The organism is Ruegeria sp. AN6, assembly GCF_056540425.1.
In genome coordinates this window covers 279,174-300,682 of the sequence record NZ_JBQFWR010000002.1, presented here as the reverse complement: position 1 = coordinate 300,682, position 21,509 = coordinate 279,174, and the positions used below count along the sequence as shown (strand labels likewise).

The following is a 21,509-nucleotide window of genomic DNA, read 5'->3' as shown; positions in this document are numbered from 1 at the left end:
TGTCCAGTTTTTTCACATTCTCGTGTCGAATGCGGTTTAACGACCGCCCATGATGGGCAATCAGGCTGTGCGCTGCGTTTCAGACTGGTTCAGACCGTCAAGCCAATCAGTCAGGCAACCGAGGTCCGGTTCGAGCGCTTCGGCCATCCCGCCCGCGAACTCCTGAAACCGTTCTATATTCAGTTTGTTGAGCCCTACCAGGACCGGTATCCCACGTCCCAACGCGTCCGCTATGAGAGGGCGAAAGCCGCGCCCGTCGGCCTCATGCTTGCCGAACTTGTTGATAATCAGCAACTGAGGAGCGTTATCCAGAGATTGCGTTACCAATCCGACAGCGCGTTCCAACTCGGCCGGGTCCAGACGACACCCACGCGCATTTTTACCCAGCGATTGCGAGATGCGAATGGTTTCTCCGGTCGGCAACACCTTAAGGTCCATATCGCATTTGTAACCTTCGGCGCATTCGGTGTTGGTTTGCACCACACCCGACAACGCGGTGCCCGCATCTGTCAGCGCCTCGGCAAAAGTGCTGAGCAGGCGATCGGTGGCACCGCGATCGGTGGTTGTGACATAGGCGAGATGCATTTGGAGACCTCAAGACTTCGAATGGTGACAGATCAGATAGCACGGGCCGGGCGGTTCGGCCACTCCTCCGTTTTACGGCATCGGCGAGAGCCCGATCACAGCTTCGTGCATATGGAAGATAACTGCGTAGGCAGCGAAAGCGGCAAGCCAGACCCAAAAGCGTGGCCATGGACGAGGCACACGCAAGGAGATACGCGCGGTATTTCGAGACAGGCGATGCCAATCCGACCCCATGTAACGGGCTGTGCGGCGGTCGATCAGAACCATTCCCATCGCAGCGAAGCCCGCGAACAATCCGAACAGGATGACATGTGACAGACTGCCATTTGCCAGTAGGTGGGCAACGGCCCAAAGCATCAGCGCCACTAGGATCGGATGGCGCGTAGTGCGCAGGATGCCGGGGGATTCTGGATCAAAGGAACGATGCCCTAATCCTCCAAAAGAAAATGGGTTCTGGATCGAGAGGCCCGCAATGGCCAGCCAACAGACTATCGGCATAACGAGCACTGGCACCCAGCGGAAGATAGTGAGCGGCGGAATGACCTCGAGATATGGTGCATTGGCAGCGGCGACGATCAGCCAGCCTAATACCACGAGCGAGATCAGTGAGTAGGCAGCAAAGTACCCTGTGCGCCCGAGTGTGCCTATCAGCCAGCCTCGCACGGCTGGTCGCGCTGGAATCATGTGGCTGAGCAGAAAGGTGGCAAGTGCTGCGAGGAAATAGCCCCAACCGGTCATTTTTATCTCCGAACATGTTGCACCCGGATTACGTCGTGATCACGTGTGGGTCTTTGTCCGAAATCAAGTTCGGCATGGGGCGGTTGCCCGCCCCTGCCCTGTCTTAGAGGCCCAGCGCCTTGCGGCGTTCCTCGGCAAAGCCCTGCACCATGCGATCGGCGATCAGGGCCAGAATGGCCATCGCCGCTCCAGCCGAGATGCCAAGCCCCACATCAGCCTGCCCCAGTGCCAGATAGATCGACTGACCCAGACCGGTGGTGCCGATCAATGCGGCGATCACCAACATGGCAAAGGCATAAAGGATGGTCTGGTTCAAACCCAGCAGGATGGTGGGCGCAGCATAAGGCGCGCGGACGTCGCGCATGATCTGCCACTCAGTCGCGCCGCTGGAGATCGCGGCCTCCATCATTTCCTCGGGCGTGTTGACCAGCCCGTGCCGCGTGTAGCGGATCATCGGGACAATCGCGTAGGCACAGATCGCAAGGAAAGCCGAGAACTCTCCTATCTGGAACACCATCAGGACCGGGATCAGGAACACGAAAAGCGGGATCGTCTGCAGCATATCGCAGATCGGGCGCACAACGGTCCAGACCGGAGACCAGACCGCACTGGCCAGCCCGATCAGACCGCCAAGCACGGCGCAGAAGAACACTGCAGCGCCGCTGAGATAGAGCGACAACAGGGCGCGTTCCCACAGGCCTGAGACAAGGATGGTGCAGAGCAGACCCACCGACAACGCCGCCAGACGCCAGCCGCCTGCGACCCAGCCCAGTGCGGCAGCCCCGGTCAGTACAAAGGGCCATGGCAGGTTGGCGATGCCGGTTTCCAGCATGCCGATCAGGATCAAAACCACCAGCCCTCCGGTCAGGTGACCGCGCCAAGCCATCAGCAGCGCGATTGTGGCCCCAGCGGCGAAGAGACCCCAGCTCATGTTGGGGGTCCATTGGAATCCCCAAGTGAAAGGCAGCACCGCCTGATCCAGCCCGATCCGCAGCGGCAGCAGCACATAGAACAGTGAGTTGTTCTTGAGCGCATCCAGCCACGGCCCGTTGGCTTGCGTGAACGCGGTCAGGCCGCTGTCGATGGCCCCGGCCATCGGGTCCAGCACGGTTAGCTCGGACGGTTTCGGCAGCCACGCCCAGAAGGCAGCGGTGAACAGCACCGCAAAGCCCAGCATCGCCCAGACAACGCGGCTGTCATAGCGCTTGCGCTCAGTCGCCAGAGTGCCGCTCATCCGGTCGATCACGACAGCGAAGACGACGATGACCAGACCAGCCATCAGGGATTCGCCGAACTGCGCCTTGCGCATGGTCAGCAGAACCTCCCAGCCGATGTCGTTGAAGCCACCGATGACGGCGGCGATGATCACCATCGACAGGGCCGCCATCAGGCACTGGTTCACACCGACCATGATCTGCGTGGTGGCCGCCGGAATCTCGACCTGAAATAGTTGCTGCAGGCGGGTGCCGCCGGACATGATGGCGGCTTCCTTGATCTCGGATTCCACCCGTTCCAACCCTAGCATCACGTTGCGCGCCATCGGCGGTGCCGCATAGATGGCCGAGGCGATCAGGCCAACCACCGGACCAAATCCAAACAGCAGCAGCAGCGGCGTCAGATAAGCAAAAGTCGGTACCGTTTGCATGATGTCCAGCACCGCCTGCACGAATGACTTCACCCGCGGCACCTCATTGGCGAGGATGCCGATCGCGCCGCCCATAATCAGCGCCACGGGCACCGACACGGCGACGAGGGCGAGCGTATTCATGCTCTCGGCCCAATAGCCTGAGGCCAGAACGAAGCTGAGGCCGATAAAGCCCAGCGCCGCCATGGGCAAGCCGCCCAGATACCAGCCCAGAGCGGTGACGATACCGATCAGAATCGGCCACGGGGTGTTCCCGAGCACATAGTTGGCAGCATTCATCGGATAGGTCATCAGGTCCGAAAACAGCCGCATGGCCGGTTTGATGCCGTTCAGAAACCAATCCAGAAATACCCCAACCCATTGAGTTGCGGGCAATTCCCACACGGCGGGCCATTTGACCAGCCACGGGGCAACGCCTTCCAGCGCAAGGCAGACCGCGCCGACGATCACTGTAATCAGCGCAGCTTGCGCCCCGGCTGTCAGGCGAACCTGTTGCGCGGGAGTGTCCGTCACCGCGGTCATGTCTCATCCACCTGCAAGGCTGCAGCCAAATCAGACGGATGCACGGTGCCGACAATATTGCCGTCTGCATCGCGCACGGGCACGGGTTCATAAAGCTCCATGCAATGCGCAAGTGCTGCATCCAATGTCATTGATGTGGTCAGGCCCGGATCATCTGGCCCACGTTCCCCATCATCGCGCATGACCGAGGCGACCTTGGCGTGCTGGCCTTTGGCAACATCCTTTGAGAACTCGCGCACATAGTCGTCCACCGGGCGCAGCACGATATCCGTTGGTGTACCGATCTGCACGATCTTGCCATCGCGCATGATGGCGATGCGGTCGGCCAGCTTCAGAGCCTCTTGGATATCATGAGTGATAAAGACGATCGACTTTTTCAACGTCGCCTGAATACGCAGGAACTCATCCTGCAGCTGACGGCGGATCAATGGGTCGAGCGCCGAGAACGGCTCGTCCAAAAACCAAATGTCCGGATTCACGGCAAGACTGCGCGCGATCCCCACACGCTGGCGTTGGCCGCCTGAAAGCTGCCGGGGGAAACTGTCTTCGCGCCCTTCCAGACCGACCAGAGAGATCACTTCTTGCGCGCGCGCCAAACGTTCTTTTTTACTCACACCCTGAACCCGCAGCGGGTATGCTACGTTTTCAGCCACAGTCATATGTGGAAACAAGCCGAAATGCTGGAACACCATGCCTAGCTTTTTGCGCCGAAGATCGGTCAGCACCTTCTTGGATGCACCGATAACGTTCTCGCCATCCACGCGGATTTCCCCGCCCGTACCAGGCAACAGTTGCGAGATGCAGCGGATCAGCGTCGATTTGCCCGAACCCGAAAGCCCCATGATGACGAATAGCTCGCCTTCGCGAACTTCGAAATTGGCGTCTTGAACAGCGGGAATAAACCCGTGTTCCCGAAGATCAGTTGCGGCTTTGTCGGCGTCATTCCCTGACCGAGACAGCGCGTCGGTCAGAGCTTTCTCAGCGCCGGGGCCAAAAACCTGCCAGAGATTCTGGCAGGCAATGGCTGGCGTATTGGCGTCAGTCACTAAAGCGGGCTCACTCGGTTGCCGCGTCAACCACAGGACGCCACTTGCCTTCGTTCTCGGCCATCCATGCAGCGACCACCTCTTCGACTGCACCTCCATCTACGTCGATCGCACCCATCATTGGCTGCTGGTCTTCGACCGCCAGTTGATAGTTGGTCAGGATTTCATAGGCTGCAGGCCACTTCTCTTCCATGCCGCTCCAACCGGCCTTGAAGATACGGGACGGTGAGAAGTCGCAATCGTTCACCGCATTTGGGTTCGGGCCCCAGGACGGATCGTTAAAGCACGCTTCTTCGCCCGCAGGCAGTTCAACAAACTGCACATCATAGGCCGACATCGCCCAGTGCGGCTGCCAGAAAGTGATCAGCAGCGGCGACTTGCGCTCGGTCGAGGCGCGCAATTCCGCGATCAGAGCACCTTCGGAACCTGCAGGAACCGCTTTGAACGGCAGTTCAAGACCGGTCATGCGGTCCGCGCCAGGTGTGCCCCAATCCGCAGGATAGTCGACAAGGCGACCACCAGGCAGTGTTTCGGCAGTGGCGAAGACCTGCGCGCAGTCTTTCAACGCCTCCCACGCAGGCAGGCCCGGGCACAGCTCGGCGACGTGCGCAGGGTAGGCAATACCTTCTTTCGCATCGAGGCCCAGATCGCCAATTTCGACAACAGTGCCTTCGTCAATCTTCTTGGCATACTCGTCTGACACGTTAGAGGACCAGATTTCCAGCGTCGCATCGATGTCGCCATCGGCCAGTGCCTGGAACTGGTTCATCATGCCGGCGGTCACATATTCCACGTTATAACCTGCAGCCTTCAGCATCTCGCCTGCAACATGCGTGGTAACGTGCTGACCAGTCCATTCATTGATTGCCAGCTTGATCGGTTCATCCACAGCGCCCATGTCTGCCGCATGGGCTGAACTGGCGACCAAGATAGCTAACACGCTTACGCTAAGCTTTTTCATTGTTTTGACTCCCTGTCTTTTTCATTTGCCGTTTTTGAGCTTTTAACAGCCCATCCAGTATTTCCTCGTTCACGGTGCGATCGAAACATGCACAATTCTGGTCGAAATTGAACAGGCAGTTGTTGTTGTTAACCAGATCATCCGCCCCCGCCAATTCTAACTATTGCTCCGGCCCCTCTCCGACCGGTGTTCCCCATACGCAGCACCCTTCATACCACAAAGTGAAAGAACTTGATTGACTAGTCAATAAAAACATCCCGGTTTTTCGGGTTGCGTACTGGTTTTTACTTGCCAAACGAACAGGAAGTATCAGCATTTGCGCAACGGAGGGCCTAAGATGCGTCACTTTGATGAAATCTATGAGCTGGCAGCAGACCGCCATAGTGGACCCGAAGCGCTGGAAAACAAGCTAACCGAACCAACCCCCCTAAATGAACTGGCGGAGATGGCTGATGACCGTTGGTTATCGATAATCACGAAAACGATTTTTCAGGCCGGGTTTAACTGGAAAGTGATCGAGGCAAAGTGGTACGGGTTTGAAACAGCCTTTGACGGCTTCGACCTCGGTCGTTGTGCATTCATGGATGATGAAAAGTTCGACGCCCTGCTCCAAGATACTCGTATCGTACGAAACGGCACTAAAATCGCTGCCGTTCGGGACAATGCGGCCTTTCTTCTGGAACTCCGCTCCGAGGGTGGCGTTGGTCAAACTTTGGGCGGTTGGCCGTCACAGGACTATGTCGGATTGCTGCAGATGCTGGCCAATCGCGGATCGCGACTCGGCGGTGCATCAGCCCAATACGCCATGCGATTTGCTGGCCGGGATAGTTTTATTTTGTCACGCGACGTGACGGCTCGTTTGGTTGCCGAGGGCATCATCGACAAACCCGCAACTTCCAAAAAAGCCATGGCTGCGGTGCAAACCGCTTTCAACACTTGGATGGAACAATCCGGGCGTTCGCTTACAGAAATCAGCCGGGTTTTGGCGATGAGCCTTTGAAAACGGCTTGCAGAGCCGAGCTTCCACATTAGGCTTGTCGATATGCTCCGCACCCTGATGATTTCAGCTCTGTTTCTGTTTGCTTCCTGTGGCCGCCCGCTTACCGATCAGGAGCGCACATTCGCTGGCAAAATTCATGGCGAAACGCTGAACCTTGACCGCGTGCGCTTGGTCGAGGGCGCACCGGTTGCCGCAGTAACTTTTACCAGGAAAGCCCGCCCTCGGGTCGCTTGTCGAGAGCGGATTTTGCCACCCATCAAAGAGGAAACCGTGACAGGCAAACCGGCGGGTGTCGCCCTATTCAATCACGTGTACTTTACGAAAGATTGGTATCTGGACGACTACATGAGCCAATACCCTGAGCAGATGAACCTGATTGCGGCCATGCTGCTGGCGCATGAACTGACCCATGTCTGGCAATGGCAGAATCGCAAGACGACCGGCTATCACCCGCTGCGCGCAGCGGCTGAGCACGGGCGCCAGAATGATCCGTATCTGTTCGATCTGGATACCTCACCTGATTTTCTTGCCTATGGGTTTGAACAACAAGGCGCGATTGTCGAAGAATATGTCTGCTGCCGCGCTCTCGACCCCGAGGCACCTCGAACCAAACGCCTGCACGATATGTTAAGCGTACATTTCGATGTCTCAAAACTCCCCGGAAATAAGCGCGAAAGCGATGTGTTGCTGCCTTGGTCGGGCGTGAAAGTGCAAGGTATCTGCCGTTGAGCCTTCTAGCCCTCCTGTAGAGTTTTCAGGAATACCACCAGATCCACAATCGGCTTGCTGGTCAGAATCGGCTGCCCATCGGGCGTCTTGATTGCGGTGTCATTCCCTTCGAAATAAGGCCCATATACTGGCATCGGGCTTCCATGGCTGACCAACGGATCGCGTCCATCAATCCGGGCGACCACGCGCGCGGTCGGAAAATCTCCATCAGCATCCAGCAGCGCTTTCAGGTTCGTTGGCTGGATCACCAGCACCCCAGCCATCGGGCCATGCCCGGTTGCGTCCAACCCATGACAGGTCGCGCAGTGATGCTGATACAGCTTGGCCCCAGCCTCGGCATCCTGTGCGAAAACGGGCGACGAAATCGCAGTGAGTACCGACAGCGAGACTAAGCCAAGTATTGATCGGACCATCGCTTTTCTCCTTTCTGCCTGACAATTCCAGACTTGCCCGACGGCCACACTGGCGCAATGATCCAGATCAACGAAACGAGCGCAGGGATACAGGGCCATGACACAATACGCAGCAATAATGCTGGCCGCCGGGATCGGCGTTCCCATCCTTGCCGCCCTGAATGCAGCCTTGGGCCGACTGATCGGATCGCCGACCGCTGCGGCCGTGATTCTGTTCGCGATTGCCTTTGTGTCCTCGGCCCTGGCGCTTTTGATCCTCGGAGGAAGTGAGGCCTTTGCCAAAATCGCACAAGCTCCGCGTCACTTACTGTTGGGCGGCGTGCTGATCGCGTTTTACGTGCTATCAATTACCCATGTAGCCCCACATTTCGGAGTGGGGAATGCCGTGTTTTTCGTACTGCTGGGCCAGTTGATCAGCACGGCTGCGATTGACCATTTCGGCCTGTTCGGTGCTCAGGTCACACCGCTGACATTGATGCGGGCGGGAGGCATTGCGATAATGGCGATCGGTGTCGCAATCACTCAGCTGGCCTGAGCACACCGCCTTCCAGCCGCAACATCCGGTCCATCCGCGCCGCCAGATCGAGGTTGTGCGTGGCGATCAGCGCCGATAGCCCTTCGTCCCGCACCAGCGCCATGAGGGCTGCAAAGACCTGATCCGAGGTTTCGGGGTCCAGATTGCCGGTCGGCTCATCCGCTAGCAGAACACGGGGCTTGTTGGCCAATGCCCTGCAAAAAGCCACGCGCTGTTGTTCTCCGCCCGACAATGCGGCTGGCCGGTGTTCCGCGCGGGCCGAAACGCCAACACGATCGAGCAACTGCATCGCTCGTACCTGCGCCGCTTTTTCGGATGTGCCATTCGCAAGTTGCGGCAGAATGATATTTTCTAGTGCCGTGAATTCGGGAAGCAGATGGTGGAACTGATAGACGAATCCCACATCGCGCCGCCGGATCGCTGTGCGTGCGCGATCCCCCTTGCCCGTTGCCCCCTGTCCCGCGATTTCAACATCGCCGGTGTCGGGCGTATCCAGAAGACCTGCGATGTGCAGCAAGGTCGACTTCCCTGCGCCTGATGGCGCCACCAGCGCGACCGCCTCCCCGGCACGCAACTCCAGATCGGCACCTCGCAATACCTGTATCTCACCTGGCGTGCCTGGAAGATATGTCTTGCTCAGACCGCTGAGCCTTAACGTCACATCATTCATAGCGCAGCGCCTCAACCGGGTTCAGCCGCGCCGCGCGGCGGGCCGGGAAATAGGTAACAAGGAAGGACAGGCCCAGCGAAAGACCGATGGCTTTCAAGACATCCGACAAGTGCAACTCGGCAGGCAAGGCATAGATACCTCGAATTGAAGGATCCCAGACGCCGCCACCCATGACGTAGTTCACGAACGAGAATATCGGGTCGATATAAATTGCAAACAGGCAGCCTAGAATGACCCCCATTGCGGTCCCGATGATGCCCGTGAACGCTCCGCAGATGAAGAACACCCGAAGCACTGACCCTTCGCTAAGGCCAATGGTGCGCAAGATACCGATGTCGCGACCCTTGTTCTTCACCAGCATGATCAAACCCGAAACGATATTCATTGCCGCGATCAACACAAGGATCGAAAGGATGATGAACATAACGTTGTCTTCGACTTCCAATGCCCGCAAAAAACCGCCTGAAGCATCCTGCCAAGTCCATATCTGACTACGCTCTCCAGCTGCCTCGATAATCGGGATCAAGATCGGGGTCAGCTCTTCGGGGCGATCGACCATCACCTCGATCTCATCCGCCACTCCTTCACGGTTGAAGAAGCTCTGCGCCTCGGTGAAGGGCATGTAGACTCGGGTACGATCGATATCAAAACGCCCGGCCGAAAAGACATAGACCACTTCATAAGCATTCACGCGCGGCGACGTACCAAAGGCGGTTTTCACACCATTGGGCGAAGTCAGCTTCACTCGATCTCCAACAGTCGCCCCGATCGCACGCGCCACGCCCGAGCCGATGGCGATGCCATCCGGGAACCTGGATAGATCGCCGTAGGCTTCTTCGCTCTCTGCAATACCCGACAGATCAGCCAGATCGTCAGGACGCATGCCAAAGACCTGCACACCAGAGCTGCGGTCAGCATTGGTGATCAACACCTGCCCTTTAACCAGCGGGGCGGCGCGCTCAACCCCGGGCACCTGCGCGATCCGCTCGGCCATACCATCGAAATCGGTGATGGTGCGATCCAGCCGCCCCTGTGCATCAACCTCTCCGGCGGAATAAACGGTGACATGGGCGTTGGCCCCCAGAATGGTGCCCACGAATTCGGAGCGAAAACCAGACCTAACCGCCAAGGTGGCGATCAACGCGAACACGGCTAGCGTGATCCCGATCAGCGAGATCCAAGTCATCACACTGACGCCGCCATCCGCACGGCGGGCACGCAGATAACGCCAGGCAATCTTCCATTCAAAAAGAGCGAAGGGCGGTGGTGTTTTGGCCATTCCTGCCTCGGGTTCAGATTTTTCGCGACCCTCTCGACATTTGGTCAGATGGTCAAGCCGGTTATCGCGCGGATGTCCGATTGGCGCTTCTGCAGCCGACGCGGGCATGAAAAGAACAGTCTGAAACGAATCATTCGCACTCAGGTCAGCGCTTCACCGTCAAAGCGAGAATCACCTCCACTTCGATACACCAAAGGTTGTGAACCTCTTCACAGACAAAGGCTTATTGTTTCAGGTATGAAGTCAATGTGAGATATCCGTACCTGACTGAGTCACAATCGCAACATTTGGGCGCGAAATATTGTTTCACAAATTGATAAGTGTAGGAAATTTTGTCACCCTTTTTGTGTGGGGGACACATTTTAAGAGTTTAAGGGCGGAGGTACGCTCATGGGTATTCAAGAACATATGAAAGGCACGGGCCCAATATTAGCCCGTTCGGCAGCAACAGAACTGGATTGTGAAAGCGCAGCTTTGTTGCGCGCGGCAATCAGGCCAATTTTCTTAAGTGCCGCTAGCTGGGCCGGTTTGACTGACATTCTACGAGATAAAGGCTATCGCCTTGCTTTCCGGCAGGGACGGCTGTGCATTTCAGATCGCGCCACAGACGAACGAATCTGTGGATTGCGGTTTCTTGGCTTTGAGCTCGCCGAGCTCGTGCGCCGCTTTGGTCGCCCAATCGTGGTTGCTCGGGGCAGTGAAGCGGACGGCGATATCCTGACCGACCGCCCGACATCAGCAAACTGAGCTAAGTCTCAGAAAGTACATCGCCTTGTTCAGGCGATACCCTCGTAGATTTCTGCGATCTTGGTGACAGCTGCCTCGGGGCTCAACTCTTCACTCTCACCAGTTCGGCGACAAGTCAGTTCGACAACACCATTCTTCAGACCGCGCGGCCCGACAGTGATACGCCAAGGCAGACCAATCAGGTCCATAGTGGCAAACTTGCCCCCTGCCCGTTCTTTCCGATCATCATAAAGCGGCTCAAGCCCCAAAGCTGTCAGCGCGGCATAGAGCTTGTCGCAGGCCGCATCAGCCTCTTCATCACCTTGCTTCAAGTTCACGATTCCGCAATGGAACGGTGTGACGCCTTCGGGCCAGATAATGCCCTTGTCGTCATGGCTGGCCTCGATGATCGCACCGATCAGGCGACTGACACCGATGCCGTGACTGCCCATATGCACCGGAACCGGCTTGCCATCCGGCCCTTGAACGGTCGCGCCTAATGGTTCGGAATACTTGGTCCCGAAATAGAAGATTTGTCCAACTTCGATCCCGCGCGCTACCCGACGACGTTCTTCAGGTATCTGATTAAACAGAGCCTCATCATGGGTTTCGTCTGTACGAGCGTATTTCGATGTGAATTCTTCGAGGATCGCCTGACATTGGTCACGGCTATCATAGTCGATCTCGCGGTCACCAAAGGTCAGGTCAGTGACGGCGCTGTCATAGAAGACCTCGGATTCACCGGTATCAGCTAGCACGAGGAATTCGTGCGTGTCATCGCCCCCAATGGGGCCAGAATCAGCGCGCATCGGTATGGCTTGCAGGCCCATGCGTTCATAGGTGCGCAGATAGCTGACCAGATGGCGGTTGTAGGCGTGCAACGCGTCTTCTTTGGTCAGATCGAAGTTATAGCCGTCCTTCATGTAGAACTCACGCCCCCGCATCACGCCAAATCGCGGGCGGATTTCGTCGCGGAATTTCCACTGAATCTGATAGAGCGTCAGCGGAAGATCCTTGTAGCTGCTGACGTGGCCGCGGAAGATATCAGTTACCAATTCCTCGGCGGTCGGCGTGTACAGCATATCGCGACCGTGGCGGTCCTGCATCCGCAGCATCTCTTGACCGTAGTCATCATAACGTCCGGATTCGCGCCATAGGTCGGCTGATTGCAGGATCGGCATCTGGATCGCAATATGCCCTGCCCGCGCCTGCTCTTCGTGCACGATGTTTTCCAGCTTGCGCAGAACTTTAAAGCCCAACGGCAACCAGGTATAAATCCCGGCAGCAGCCTGTTTGATCATCCCGGCCCTTAACATCAGCCGGTGGCTGACGATCTGAGCCTCCGAAGGGTTTTCCTTGAGAACGGGCAGAAAGTAACGGCTGAGGCGCATAACGTAACCTTACGGGTGAGAATTTCGCTGCAAGGTGATTATGCCAAAGCCCCGCCGGGGGCAATCACGCAATGGCGTTTTTACGACCCCGCCGCTGTCGGTTTTTCGATTGACCGCAACGCCGTGTTTTTCAATGTTGGCGCAAACGTTCAATCGCGAGGCAACAATGCAAACAATCACCGAACCCGCCCGCCAGATCCGTGTTGTTCACCAGACAGATGTTTTGGTTGTGGGCTCTGGCCCAGCAGGATTGTCCGCTGCGCTTGCCGCCGCACGCGCAGGGGCCGAAGTTTCCTTGATGGACAGGTTCGGTTGCATGGGTGGCAACATTACGGCCGTTGGCGTCGAAGGCTTTGCCTGGTATCGCCACGAACAAACCGTCGAGGCCGGGGGCATCGGCCTGGAATTCGAGACCCGCGCAAAGGAAATGGGCGCAGCCGTGCCTGAAAGCCAATCGCTCAGCTATGAACTGGACAGCGAGGGCTTCAAGCTGGTGGCCGACAAGCTGGTCGAAGAGGCGGGCGTTCATCCGATGCTGCATCGACAATTCGTCGCCCCGATCATGGACGGGGATCGCATCACCGGCGTGATCACCGAATCCAAAGCGGGGCGTGAGGCGATCTTGGCCAAGGTTGTTATCGACGCAACGGGGGATGCAGACGTCGCACATCGTGCAGGTGCCCCGACCCACAAGACACCTCGTGAGGACATGATGGCAGCCTCGGTCATGTTTCATCTGGCCGGCGTTGACAAACGGGCCTTTATGGAAGGTATCAAAGCCGACCCGCAGACCTACAAGGACTGGGGCGGTGGCGGCGAATGGAATATCGAAACCTCGGGCAAAGAGGACGACATGTTCTCGCCCTTCGTCAAGAAACCCTTCCAGCAGGCGATTGATGAGGGCCTGATACCGGCTCATCTGAACACGATAGCTGGCACTTGGGGGGCGATGCACGATACCGGAGAGCTGACATATATGAACCTGATTCATATGGACCAGATCGACGGGACCGACCCCGACAGCCTGACTTTTGGGGAAATCGAAGGCCGCCGTCAGGCGATGCTCGCCATTGATGCCCTCCGCCGTTTCATGCCGGGCTGCGAAAATGCTCGTTTGCGCAATTTCGGCATGACGATCGGTATTCGGGATACGCGCAAGATCGATGCAGTCTACAACATGACCGAAACCGATGCCCGCCATCAAGGCCGATTCGAGGATTCCATTGGTATTTACCCTGAATTCATCGACGGTTACGGCATTCTGATCTTGCCGACCACGGGGCGATATATGCAGATACCATATCGCTCGATGCTGCCCAAAGGGATCAAGGGTTTGTTGGTTGCGGGCCGGTCCCATGGCGCGGATCGGGTCGCACACGCCGCGACGCGCAACATGTCCTGCTGCGCGGTGATGGGTCAGGGCGCAGGGATCGCGGCGGCCTTGTCGCTGAAAAGCAATCAGGAACTCGACAGCATGAACCTTGCGCCTGTGCATCAGGAATTGGAACGCCAAGGCGTGAGAACTACCTAATGGAGTATATTCCAACTATTGATATCAGCCCGCTGACCAATCCCGCCGGACCACAGTATGAGTCAACGGTCGCGCAGATCATGGATGCCTGCACCAGTATCGGGTTTCTGTCGATCACCGGGACAGGCATTTCGTCTGAGCACATTGATCAGGTACGCGGCTGTGTCAGAGCGATCTTTGATATCAAAGAGGCCCGAAAATGGGACCAGGCCATCACTCGCGAAAACTATCGCGGGTACATACCGATGGGTTTCTTCACGCCCAATGACGGCTCGGGCACGGCGGATAAGTACGAAGGGTACAAGCTGCATTTCGAAGCAGCCGAAGATGCCCCGATCCGGGCTGAATGCGCACTTTACGGCCCGAATATCTGGCCCCGAGAGGTGCCGCAGGCGCGTACGGTCATACTGGATTATTGGCAACGGCTTGATGGCGTAACCGATCTTTTGCTCGGTGCCCTAGAGGTTGGCTTAGAGATCCCACCCAATACTCTGCGCGACGCCTTCCGCGACCCGATGACCAACATGACCCTGCTGCACTACCCGCCTCAGGCCCCGGAAGAGCGTGGCTATGGCATACATCCACACAAAGACACCGATGCGCTGACAATAATCGCACCCGATCCGGTCGGCGGGCTTGAGGTACAGACCCGCACCGGAGGCTGGATCACACCGGAATGCCCTCCAGGCGGCTTCGTGGTCAATATCGGCGACATGCTGGAACTATGGTCAGGCGGGCGATTGAAATCGACCCCGCATCGCGTAGTCAATCGATCCGGGCATGAACGCTATTCCTTTCCGTATTTCGCCGTTCCGCGCCACGATGTGGTGGTCGCGCCGCTGCTGCCTGTCCTGACTGGCTTTGATCGCCCCGAGGTGCATTGCGGCCACTGGTCAGCAGAAATTTGGCGCACCAATTGGCCTGATGAAATGGCTACAGGAGATACTCCGGAACTGGGTACACTGACAGATTGAGGTGCAAAAATCGCGCTCCATGAACCGCTTGCATCGCGGGGCGTCATAGGCCAAGAACACGGCAATGCTGTGCAAACGAGGAATTGCGCCATGGCCTTGCCAGTGAAGGATCAGCTTAGATACTGGGGCATTGCCACTGTTGTTTTCGTGCTGCTTTTGTACCTGTTGGGTGATGTCTTGCTACCCTTCGTGATCGGTGGTGCGATTGCCTATTTCCTTGATCCTGTTGCGGACCGCCTGGAAAAACTGGGTCTATCGCGAATGGCGGCGACCGCGATCATAACCGTGGTTGGAGTGCTGGGCTTTGTATTGATGATCTTGATGGTCGTTCCGGCCCTGATCACTCAGCTACTGGATCTGATCGACACTTTACCTAGCCTTTTCAAGCAATTACGCGCATTTATTGAACAACAATTCCCCGCTCTTCTGGACCGGGAATCGAACACGCACCAGATGTTGGTGTCTTTTGGTGATACGCTGAAGTCCAAAACCGGAGATGTTTTGCAGACGGTTCTGGCCTCGCTGGGATCGGCCATAAACGTTGTCGTTTTACTGGTCATCGTACCGGTTGTTGCAGTCTATCTGCTGATGGACTGGGACCGTATGATTGCCCGGATCGGAGAGCTGCTACCCCGCGATCACGCCCCTACGATCAAGCGGCTGGCTGGCGAGATTGATGCTGTTCTGGCCTCATTCGTGCGCGGAATGGGCACAGTCTGTCTGATCCTTGGTACATATTATGCAGTTGCGCTGATGCTGGTTGGTTTGCAATTCGGCCTGATCGTTGGCTTCATCGCCGGGCTGGTCACATTCATTCCTTATCTCGGTGCCTTGATCGGAGGCTCTCTGGCCATTGGTCTCGCTCTGTTTCAGTTTTGGGGGGACTGGGCGCATATCGGTCTGGTCGCGGGCATATTTGCCATCGGACAGGTGACCGAGGGCAACTTCCTGACCCCTAAGTTGGTAGGCAGCTCAGTCGGTTTGCACCCCGTCTGGCTGCTACTGGCCTTGTCAGTGTTCGGCGCACTATTTGGCTTTGTCGGAATGCTGGTCGCAGTTCCGGTCGCTGCAGCCTTGGGTGTTTTGGCCCGGTTCGCGACCGAGCAATATCTGAACAGCCGTCTTTATACCGGGCTTGAAGGGCTCGAACAGGACGACGAGTAAATGGCCACACAACTCAGCTTTGATCTGCCGTCCAAGACCGCCTTGGGCCGCGAAGACTTCTTTGTCTCGCCCGCCAATGCGTTGGCCGTAGCGATGATCTCTGCGACCTCATGGCCAGGAAACAAGCTGGTGCTAAGCGGCCCGGCAGGATCAGGGAAAACCCACTTGGCCCATGTTTGGGCGGCGGAAACAGGCGGCCGCATCGTGCAGGCCACTGATTTGCGCTACGAAGAGGTTCCCAACCTCGCGCGTACCTCGGTCGCAATCGAGGATGTTCCCCTAATAGCAGGTGATCCTGAACAGCAAAAAACGCTATTTCACCTGCATAATCTGGTGCTGGCCGAGGGGAACGCCTTACTTATGACCGGACGCGCCGCGCCAATGCTATGGCGCCTGCCTTTGGCCGATCTGCAAAGTCGCGTGGAAGGAGCGCACCATGTGGCCTTGGAAGCGCCGGATGACGCTCTGTTAGGTGCAGTGCTCGCAAAGCTCTTCACTGACCGTCAGCTAAGCCCCGGCCCGGATGTCATCGCGTATCTGGTCAAACACATGGATCGCAGCTTTGAAGCTGCAGCGAATGTGGTTGACGAATTGGATCGCATTGCACTCGATGAAAAGCGCGATATCACCCGTGCGCTGGCGGTGCGTCTATTGAACACAGAACTCGAACAATCTGATGCCCACGATTGACCCAACACAGGTGATCCCGCATCCTGCGCCCAAAACATCTGGGGACACAATGACACAGACTGCCGAGACCGATTTCCCCGATCACGGGCTGTTTGGAAAGCCCATTTTCGAAGATCCGGGGGCTCGGGCGCTGTCTCGGGTTGGCGTTGTCGATATCGGATCCAACTCGGTCCGCATGGTGATCTTCGATGGTGCAGCGCGCTCTCCGGCTTATTTCTACAACGAAAAGGTCATGTGCGAATTGGGGGCAGGCCTATCCGAAACCGGGCGCCTTAACCCGTTGGGACGTGTACGCGCGCTGGCTGCATTGCATAGGTTCAAATATCTGGCCAACGACCTCGGGCTACCTACCCTGCACGCCGTCGCCACTGCCGCAGTGCGTGAAGCAAGAGATGGTCGCGATTTCTGTGAGCAGGTAAAAGCGGAAACAGGATTGATCATCAATGTGGTCAATGGCGAAGAAGAAGCCCGCCTGTCAGCGCAGGGCGTATTGTTGGGATGGCCCGGCGCGTATGGTTTGATCTGTGACATCGGAGGTTCGTCAGTCGAACTGGCAGAAATCGGAGGCGGCAAGGTCGGGCGTCGCATGACCTCGCCTTTGGGTCCGCTCAAACTGCGCGATATCAAAGGCGGTCGTCGGGCGCGTAAGACACATATCAAGAAGACTATGGAAGAGATGCGCGATAAGATGGGCCCCCAGCGGGATCGCCTGTTTCTTGTTGGCGGCAGTTGGCGCGCCTTCGCACGCCTTGACATGCTGCGCCGAGGCTACCCGCTAAACGTGCTGCACGAATACCGTATGACTCAGAGTCAAGTTCGCGAGACCATCAAATTCATCGAACAGAATAACGCGGATGAATTGCGCAGTAAGGCTGGTGTATCTGGTTCGCGTATGGCGCTGATCCCTTATGCAATGGATGTGCTTTCCCGCTTGATTCGCACCTTCAAGCCCAAGGACATCGCGATATCCAGCTATGGCATCCGCGAAGGATTACTGTATGAGCAGATGCCGCAACGCCTGCGCGATCGCGACCCGTTGATCGAGGTAAGCCGTTTTGCCGAAGCAAAAGATGCACGCCTGCCCGGGTTCGGAAAACACCTGTTCGATTTTGTCATGCCCCTTTTTCGCTCGGCGCCAGAGCAGCGGGTGCGACTGATCAAAACCGCCTGTCTGCTGCACGACGTCAGTTGGCGCGCGCATCCCGATTACCGAGCCGAGGCCTGTTTCGAATATGTGACCCGTGCCAACATGAGCGGGATCAAACACTCTGAGAGAGTATTTATCGGCCTCGCTTTGCAGCACCGATATAGGAACAAGCGTGAGGGAAGCCGATTTAACAAGCTCTATGAACTGCTGGATGAACGCGGCCAAGAACAGGCCGAAATCCTGGGCAAAGCGCTTCGCTTTGGAGCAATGCTTTGGATGCAGCATGACGCGGCTATGGGTAAGTTGCGCTACTATCCGAAGAAGCAAAAGCTTGAACTGCGCTTGCCCAAATCAGCAGGTCCATTGTTCAACGAAGTTGCCGAAGCGCGGTTCAACTCATTGGCTAATGCGCTGAATTCTGAACCCAAGGTTATCCTGAGGGGCTGATCAAATATCAGTCAAGCCATCGGATGGAATGTCATCTTGCGGAACCGTTTCTTCGGGTCGTTCCTGTGCTGGCTTTTTACGGATGATAATATCGCCGTTGGGCAACATTTCGGGCGTTTCATAGGCCGTCCAATCCTGAACCTGAGTGGCGAGTTCAGCCAGCGCTGGCCCCATCTCCTGCAGGAATGATTGCAATGCCGGGCCGAACTGCTCGGCGAAACCGCGCAAATCCTCGATCGTGGGCTCCATTTCCTGCCGTAGACCTTCCAGAAAAAGCTCGGCACCTCGCTCCATCAAGGACTTGCTGTCCTCTTCAGCATGGGCGGGTATTGCCACCAGTGCGCAGGTTGCGCAGATCTTCAACACATGTCGCATGGTAGAAATATAAGAGGTGGCCGATGCAGTTGAAAGGCTACAGATCTATATCCAGCGTCACAGGAAAGTGGTCGGATGCTGCCAACAAAGCATCGCGCAATTCGGGGGTGCCCCAGCATGCGGCGTCCCGAAATGGATGCCAGATGCGCCAGACCGGGTCATGATCACGCAGATCTTTGCTGATCATGATGTAGTCGAGCAGCGCCTCAAGATACCTTCCCTCCTCCCGACGTTCAAAACGCGCCGTAGCCGGTATTGATCCGGGGCGCGGGCGATGCGCTTGCGCGGCGTGAGGATCATAAAGCCCTGCCTGCAATAGAATCTCGACCGAAGAACGCCCGAACAGATGCTCAAACTCATCCAGCCCCGGGCCATCATTCAGATCACCAAGCAAGATAACTGGCTCGTTGGCGTCAATGTGGTGTTCAACGCGTCGCGCCAACCAAACCGCCTGCGCGAGTTGTTTGCGGCGATTGGCAATAGACAGACGGATCATTTCGTCCCGTGACCCGGCACCATGGGGAGCTTTGGATTTTAGATGTGCCCCTATCAGGCGGAGGATCGATCCATTGGCCATCTCAATGGCCAGTTCCATTGGCGGTTTCGAGAACTCGACCTGATCTTCGGTCGCATCGATGTCCAGATCAATGCGGAACACGCCATCGAACCGAGGAGCGGCTAGATCACTCAGTTGTCCAACTGGCTCGTGGCGTGCTTTCAAGACATCCGGATCGAACAACAGCGCCAGTTCCTGATGCGTATCATTGGCAAATCCCATCACTGCATGGGACGTGCGCAGATTGAATGTTTCGGCAAACCGTTGAAGGGCGCGGACGGTATTTTGCGTTTTGCCTGTATTTGGGGCCTCAACGACTAATACAGCATCGGCATCAACGGCGGTCAGAACCTTGGCCACCGCTTCGATCTGCTGCACTCTGGTTATGTCACGCCGCCCTGACCAACTATCGTCGGCGACCAGATTATCATCGCGATCAAACAGATTGGCGAACCATTCGATATTGTAGGTCGCCAGCCGCACCGATCACACCCGAGCGCCGTTTATTTCATCCCAGGCGCGATTGATATCGATCATCTTTTTCTCGGCCAGACGCACCGCTTCCTCGGGCACGCCGCGCGCCATCATCGCATCGGGATGAGTCTCTCTCACCAACTGCCGCCAAACTTTGCGTATTTCGGGCAGTGACGCACTCCGCGCAACGCCCAACACTGTGTACGGATCTTTTGGTGCGTCCGGCACAAATCGCGCACGCAAGGCCATGAATTGAGCGTCAGTCTGACCAAAAATTCGGCTGACCTCTTCAAGAAATTCATTCTCGTTTGGGTGATAGAACCCATCTGCCATAGCGATGTGAAAGAGCCCTTCCATCAAATCGCAAAGCGTGGTGCTGTCTTCTGCAAACATTCCCGCGATCTTGCGGGCGTAGTCTTTGTATCCCGCGACATCGGTTCGGGCCATATCAAAGACCTTGGCTGCGCCGTCTTCGTCTTCGGGCGCGATCTGGAACACTTCGCGGAAGGCTGTAACCTCATCGCGTGTCACCTGACCATCGGCCTTGGCCATCTTGGCCCCTAGTGCCACAACGGCAATTGCAAACGCGACCGAACGTTCGGGGGGCGTACGCAGCTTTTCAAATACTGCGGTCAGGCTTTCGCCCTGGGCAAGCGCATTCAGCGCATCAGCTATTCTGGTCCAGATCGACATGGCCGCACCCTAGCGCGCCTTTGCGCGACTGTCAGGTGCGACAGATGACTGCGGGGCAAGTATTTTCTGCATCAGAACAAGATCCAAGCGCTGCCCCCATTTAAACCCCACTTCGGGCATATGCCCCACCTGTTTGAAACCGATTGCCGAATGGAAAGCGACGGCTGCTGGGTTGGCCGAGGAAATACCCGCAACAAGAACATGCACATTGTTTGTTTTGGCGATGGCCTCCAAGGCCTGCATCAATGCGCGCCCCGTGCCCTCCCCTCTAGCCTCAGGCGCCAACTGGATCGAATGCTCGCGGCACTGCGCATATCCAGGGCCCGACCGGAATAAGTTGTAAGTTGCAAACCCCTCGACCATCCCATCGCGCTCGGCGACCAGAAAAACCGGCCCACGGGTTTCTATCTCTGCCGTCACTTTTTCCACGCTGCGTTCATCGGTGGTGAAAGTGACCAGCGTGTCACGAATGATCGCGTTTGCGATCTCGGTAATCGCGGGTGCGTCGTCGACCGTTGCTTGTCGGATGATCATTCCAGCACGCGCAGCCCATGTGGAGTTTCAATTTCTGCGCGCAATGCTGCCGGACCACTATCAAAAACGACATAATCCAACGCCCCCAGACCTTTGGCCAGATCGAGAGCATCCGGGTGGCACACGATCAAGCGTTGCAGCTGGCAGCCGCTGTCCTGCAACATTTGTGCAGGATGCAGATCACCCTGCCACTGGATGAGCGCGGGAAAGAGGTTATCAAACGGCAGACGCCCGTTTGGTGGAACCGCCATGCGCCAGCGCAGCGCGCCTCGGTTCAGATCGATGGGCTGACCAACACCGTCAGGAAAGACGGTCAGCGAAGCCTCGATATCGGGAACTTGGCAAATCCAGTTGGTCAGACGGGGTGATCCGGCGAACCGGTCCAGATCGAACCAGCGCGTCCTTTGCGGATTGGGCGCATCGGGATCGATGGCGATAGCCTCTAAGTACAAGCCCTCCCGCAAGCCCAACAGGCGGTTATACGTCCCGAATTTCTCGTGCTTGCCGCCATCCTGCAATCGAACACCCAACGCCTGTTCGATATGGTCAGAAGCCTCTTCCAGCGTTTCACCTGCAACAGCCAAATGGTCCAACAACATTAAGACGCTCTCCCAAAAAACATGCGACCAGACAAGAAGTGTCTGGCCGCATGTTTTCCTCAAAGGTTCCGGATCACAAGATTTT

Annotated in this window: 23 protein-coding genes; 9 read left to right on the top strand and 14 right to left on the bottom strand. The window is 56.9% G+C overall.

Going from position 1 to position 21,509, the window contains the following annotated elements; translation table 11 throughout:
* Positions 1 to 60: 60 nt before the first annotated feature.
* The 5 genes from ACR0MQ_RS05655 to ACR0MQ_RS05635 all read right to left on the bottom strand — a co-directional run bounded on the left by ACR0MQ_RS05655 (position 61) and on the right by ACR0MQ_RS05635 (position 5,497).
* A complete protein-coding gene (locus ACR0MQ_RS05655) occupies positions 61 to 585 on the bottom strand; it encodes a DUF2478 domain-containing protein (protein WP_170773009.1) in 525 nt (174 codons plus the stop codon).
* A gap of 72 nt (positions 586 to 657) precedes the next feature.
* Entirely contained in the window at positions 658 to 1,323 is a 666-nt protein-coding gene (locus ACR0MQ_RS05650) for an NnrU family protein (protein ID WP_480606563.1), read from the bottom strand.
* Between the two features lie 103 nt (positions 1,324 to 1,426).
* Positions 1,427 to 3,490 carry an ABC transporter permease gene (locus ACR0MQ_RS05645; protein WP_480606560.1) on the bottom strand — a complete coding sequence of 688 codons (2,064 nt, stop codon included), beginning with the start codon at positions 3,488 to 3,490 and terminating at the stop codon, positions 1,427 to 1,429.
* Entirely contained in the window at positions 3,487 to 4,536 is a 1,050-nt protein-coding gene (locus ACR0MQ_RS05640) for a quaternary amine ABC transporter ATP-binding protein (RefSeq protein ID WP_010441963.1), read from the bottom strand. Before ACR0MQ_RS05640 ends, ACR0MQ_RS05645 begins: the two co-directional genes overlap by 4 nt.
* A 10-nt stretch (positions 4,537 to 4,546) precedes the next feature.
* Positions 4,547 to 5,497: an ABC transporter substrate-binding protein gene (locus ACR0MQ_RS05635; RefSeq protein WP_480606557.1), complete on the bottom strand. Its 951-nt coding sequence runs from the start codon at positions 5,495 to 5,497 to the stop codon at positions 4,547 to 4,549.
* 337 nt (positions 5,498 to 5,834) lie between these two features.
* Between ACR0MQ_RS05635 and ACR0MQ_RS05630 the strand changes: the two genes are divergently transcribed.
* Entirely contained in the window at positions 5,835 to 6,497 is a 663-nt protein-coding gene (locus ACR0MQ_RS05630) for a DNA-3-methyladenine glycosylase I (protein ID WP_480606553.1), read from the top strand.
* 42 nt (positions 6,498 to 6,539) lie between these two features.
* Positions 6,540 to 7,226 carry a hypothetical protein gene (locus ACR0MQ_RS05625; protein WP_170472470.1) on the top strand — a complete coding sequence of 229 codons (687 nt, stop codon included), beginning with the start codon at positions 6,540 to 6,542 and terminating at the stop codon, positions 7,224 to 7,226.
* A gap of 5 nt (positions 7,227 to 7,231) precedes the next feature.
* Here ACR0MQ_RS05625 and ACR0MQ_RS05620 read toward each other — a convergent pair whose 3' ends face one another.
* Positions 7,232 to 7,639: a c-type cytochrome gene (locus ACR0MQ_RS05620; protein WP_480606550.1), complete on the bottom strand. Its 408-nt coding sequence runs from the start codon at positions 7,637 to 7,639 to the stop codon at positions 7,232 to 7,234.
* Between the two features lie 97 nt (positions 7,640 to 7,736).
* Here ACR0MQ_RS05620 and ACR0MQ_RS05615 point away from each other — a divergent pair, with 97 nt between their 5' ends.
* Positions 7,737 to 8,174: a DMT family transporter gene (locus ACR0MQ_RS05615; protein ID WP_170773000.1), complete on the top strand. Its 438-nt coding sequence runs from the start codon at positions 7,737 to 7,739 to the stop codon at positions 8,172 to 8,174.
* On the opposite strand, the gene ACR0MQ_RS05610 is transcribed toward ACR0MQ_RS05615, so the two are convergent.
* On the bottom strand, positions 8,158 to 8,844 hold the full coding sequence (locus ACR0MQ_RS05610) for an ABC transporter ATP-binding protein (RefSeq protein ID WP_170772998.1): 687 nt from the start codon (positions 8,842 to 8,844) through the stop codon (positions 8,158 to 8,160). The two genes, ACR0MQ_RS05615 and ACR0MQ_RS05610, sit on opposite strands and share 17 nt — an antisense overlap.
* Entirely contained in the window at positions 8,837 to 10,123 is a 1,287-nt protein-coding gene (locus ACR0MQ_RS05605; protein WP_170779730.1) for a lipoprotein-releasing ABC transporter permease subunit, read from the bottom strand. The genes ACR0MQ_RS05610 and ACR0MQ_RS05605 overlap by 8 nt, the downstream gene beginning before the upstream one ends.
* Before the next feature lie 390 nt (positions 10,124 to 10,513).
* Between ACR0MQ_RS05605 and ACR0MQ_RS05600 the strand changes: the two genes are divergently transcribed.
* Positions 10,514 to 10,870 carry a hypothetical protein gene (locus ACR0MQ_RS05600; RefSeq protein ID WP_170540871.1) on the top strand — a complete coding sequence of 119 codons (357 nt, stop codon included), beginning with the start codon at positions 10,514 to 10,516 and terminating at the stop codon, positions 10,868 to 10,870.
* A 29-nt stretch (positions 10,871 to 10,899) separates the two neighbouring features.
* Here ACR0MQ_RS05600 and proS read toward each other — a convergent pair whose 3' ends face one another.
* Entirely contained in the window at positions 10,900 to 12,240 is a 1,341-nt protein-coding gene (proS, locus tag ACR0MQ_RS05595; RefSeq protein ID WP_480606546.1) for a proline--tRNA ligase, read from the bottom strand.
* Between the two features lie 133 nt (positions 12,241 to 12,373).
* Here proS and ACR0MQ_RS05590 point away from each other — a divergent pair, with 133 nt between their 5' ends.
* The 5 genes from ACR0MQ_RS05590 to ACR0MQ_RS05570 all read left to right on the top strand — a co-directional run bounded on the left by ACR0MQ_RS05590 (position 12,374) and on the right by ACR0MQ_RS05570 (position 18,193).
* A complete protein-coding gene (locus ACR0MQ_RS05590; RefSeq protein WP_480606543.1) occupies positions 12,374 to 13,771 on the top strand; it encodes an FAD-dependent oxidoreductase in 1,398 nt (465 codons plus the stop codon).
* A complete protein-coding gene (locus ACR0MQ_RS05585; RefSeq protein ID WP_480606540.1) occupies positions 13,771 to 14,745 on the top strand; it encodes an isopenicillin N synthase family dioxygenase in 975 nt (324 codons plus the stop codon). Before ACR0MQ_RS05590 ends, ACR0MQ_RS05585 begins: the two co-directional genes overlap by 1 nt.
* Before the next feature lie 90 nt (positions 14,746 to 14,835).
* Positions 14,836 to 15,909, top strand: coding sequence for an AI-2E family transporter (locus tag ACR0MQ_RS05580; RefSeq protein ID WP_480606537.1), 1,074 nt, complete (start codon positions 14,836 to 14,838; stop codon positions 15,907 to 15,909).
* On the top strand, positions 15,910 to 16,599 hold the full coding sequence (locus ACR0MQ_RS05575) for a P-loop NTPase family protein (RefSeq protein ID WP_480606534.1): 690 nt from the start codon (positions 15,910 to 15,912) through the stop codon (positions 16,597 to 16,599).
* Between the two features lie 49 nt (positions 16,600 to 16,648).
* The gene (locus ACR0MQ_RS05570; protein ID WP_480606531.1) at positions 16,649 to 18,193 is read left to right on the top strand and encodes a Ppx/GppA family phosphatase; all 1,545 of its coding nucleotides are present in this window, start codon (positions 16,649 to 16,651) and stop codon (positions 18,191 to 18,193) included.
* On the opposite strand, the gene ACR0MQ_RS05565 is transcribed toward ACR0MQ_RS05570, so the two are convergent.
* The 5 genes from ACR0MQ_RS05565 to ACR0MQ_RS05545 are packed head-to-tail and all read right to left on the bottom strand — an operon-like array spanning position 18,194 to position 21,424.
* Entirely contained in the window at positions 18,194 to 18,556 is a 363-nt protein-coding gene (locus tag ACR0MQ_RS05565) for a hypothetical protein (RefSeq protein ID WP_411353633.1), read from the bottom strand.
* Positions 18,557 to 18,605: 49 nt separating this feature from the next.
* Positions 18,606 to 19,607 carry an endonuclease/exonuclease/phosphatase family protein gene (locus ACR0MQ_RS05560; RefSeq protein WP_480606527.1) on the bottom strand — a complete coding sequence of 334 codons (1,002 nt, stop codon included), beginning with the start codon at positions 19,605 to 19,607 and terminating at the stop codon, positions 18,606 to 18,608.
* Positions 19,608 to 19,610: 3 nt separating this feature from the next.
* The gene (locus tag ACR0MQ_RS05555) at positions 19,611 to 20,291 is read right to left on the bottom strand and encodes a molecular chaperone DjiA (protein ID WP_170540894.1); all 681 of its coding nucleotides are present in this window, start codon (positions 20,289 to 20,291) and stop codon (positions 19,611 to 19,613) included.
* A gap of 9 nt (positions 20,292 to 20,300) precedes the next feature.
* Complete coding sequence (locus ACR0MQ_RS05550; RefSeq protein WP_170540897.1) at positions 20,301 to 20,825, bottom strand: GNAT family N-acetyltransferase; 525 nt, start codon at positions 20,823 to 20,825, stop codon at positions 20,301 to 20,303.
* A complete protein-coding gene (locus tag ACR0MQ_RS05545) occupies positions 20,822 to 21,424 on the bottom strand; it encodes a VOC family protein (RefSeq protein WP_170772982.1) in 603 nt (200 codons plus the stop codon). Before ACR0MQ_RS05545 ends, ACR0MQ_RS05550 begins: the two co-directional genes overlap by 4 nt.
* Between the last annotated feature and the right edge of the window lie 85 nt (positions 21,425 to 21,509).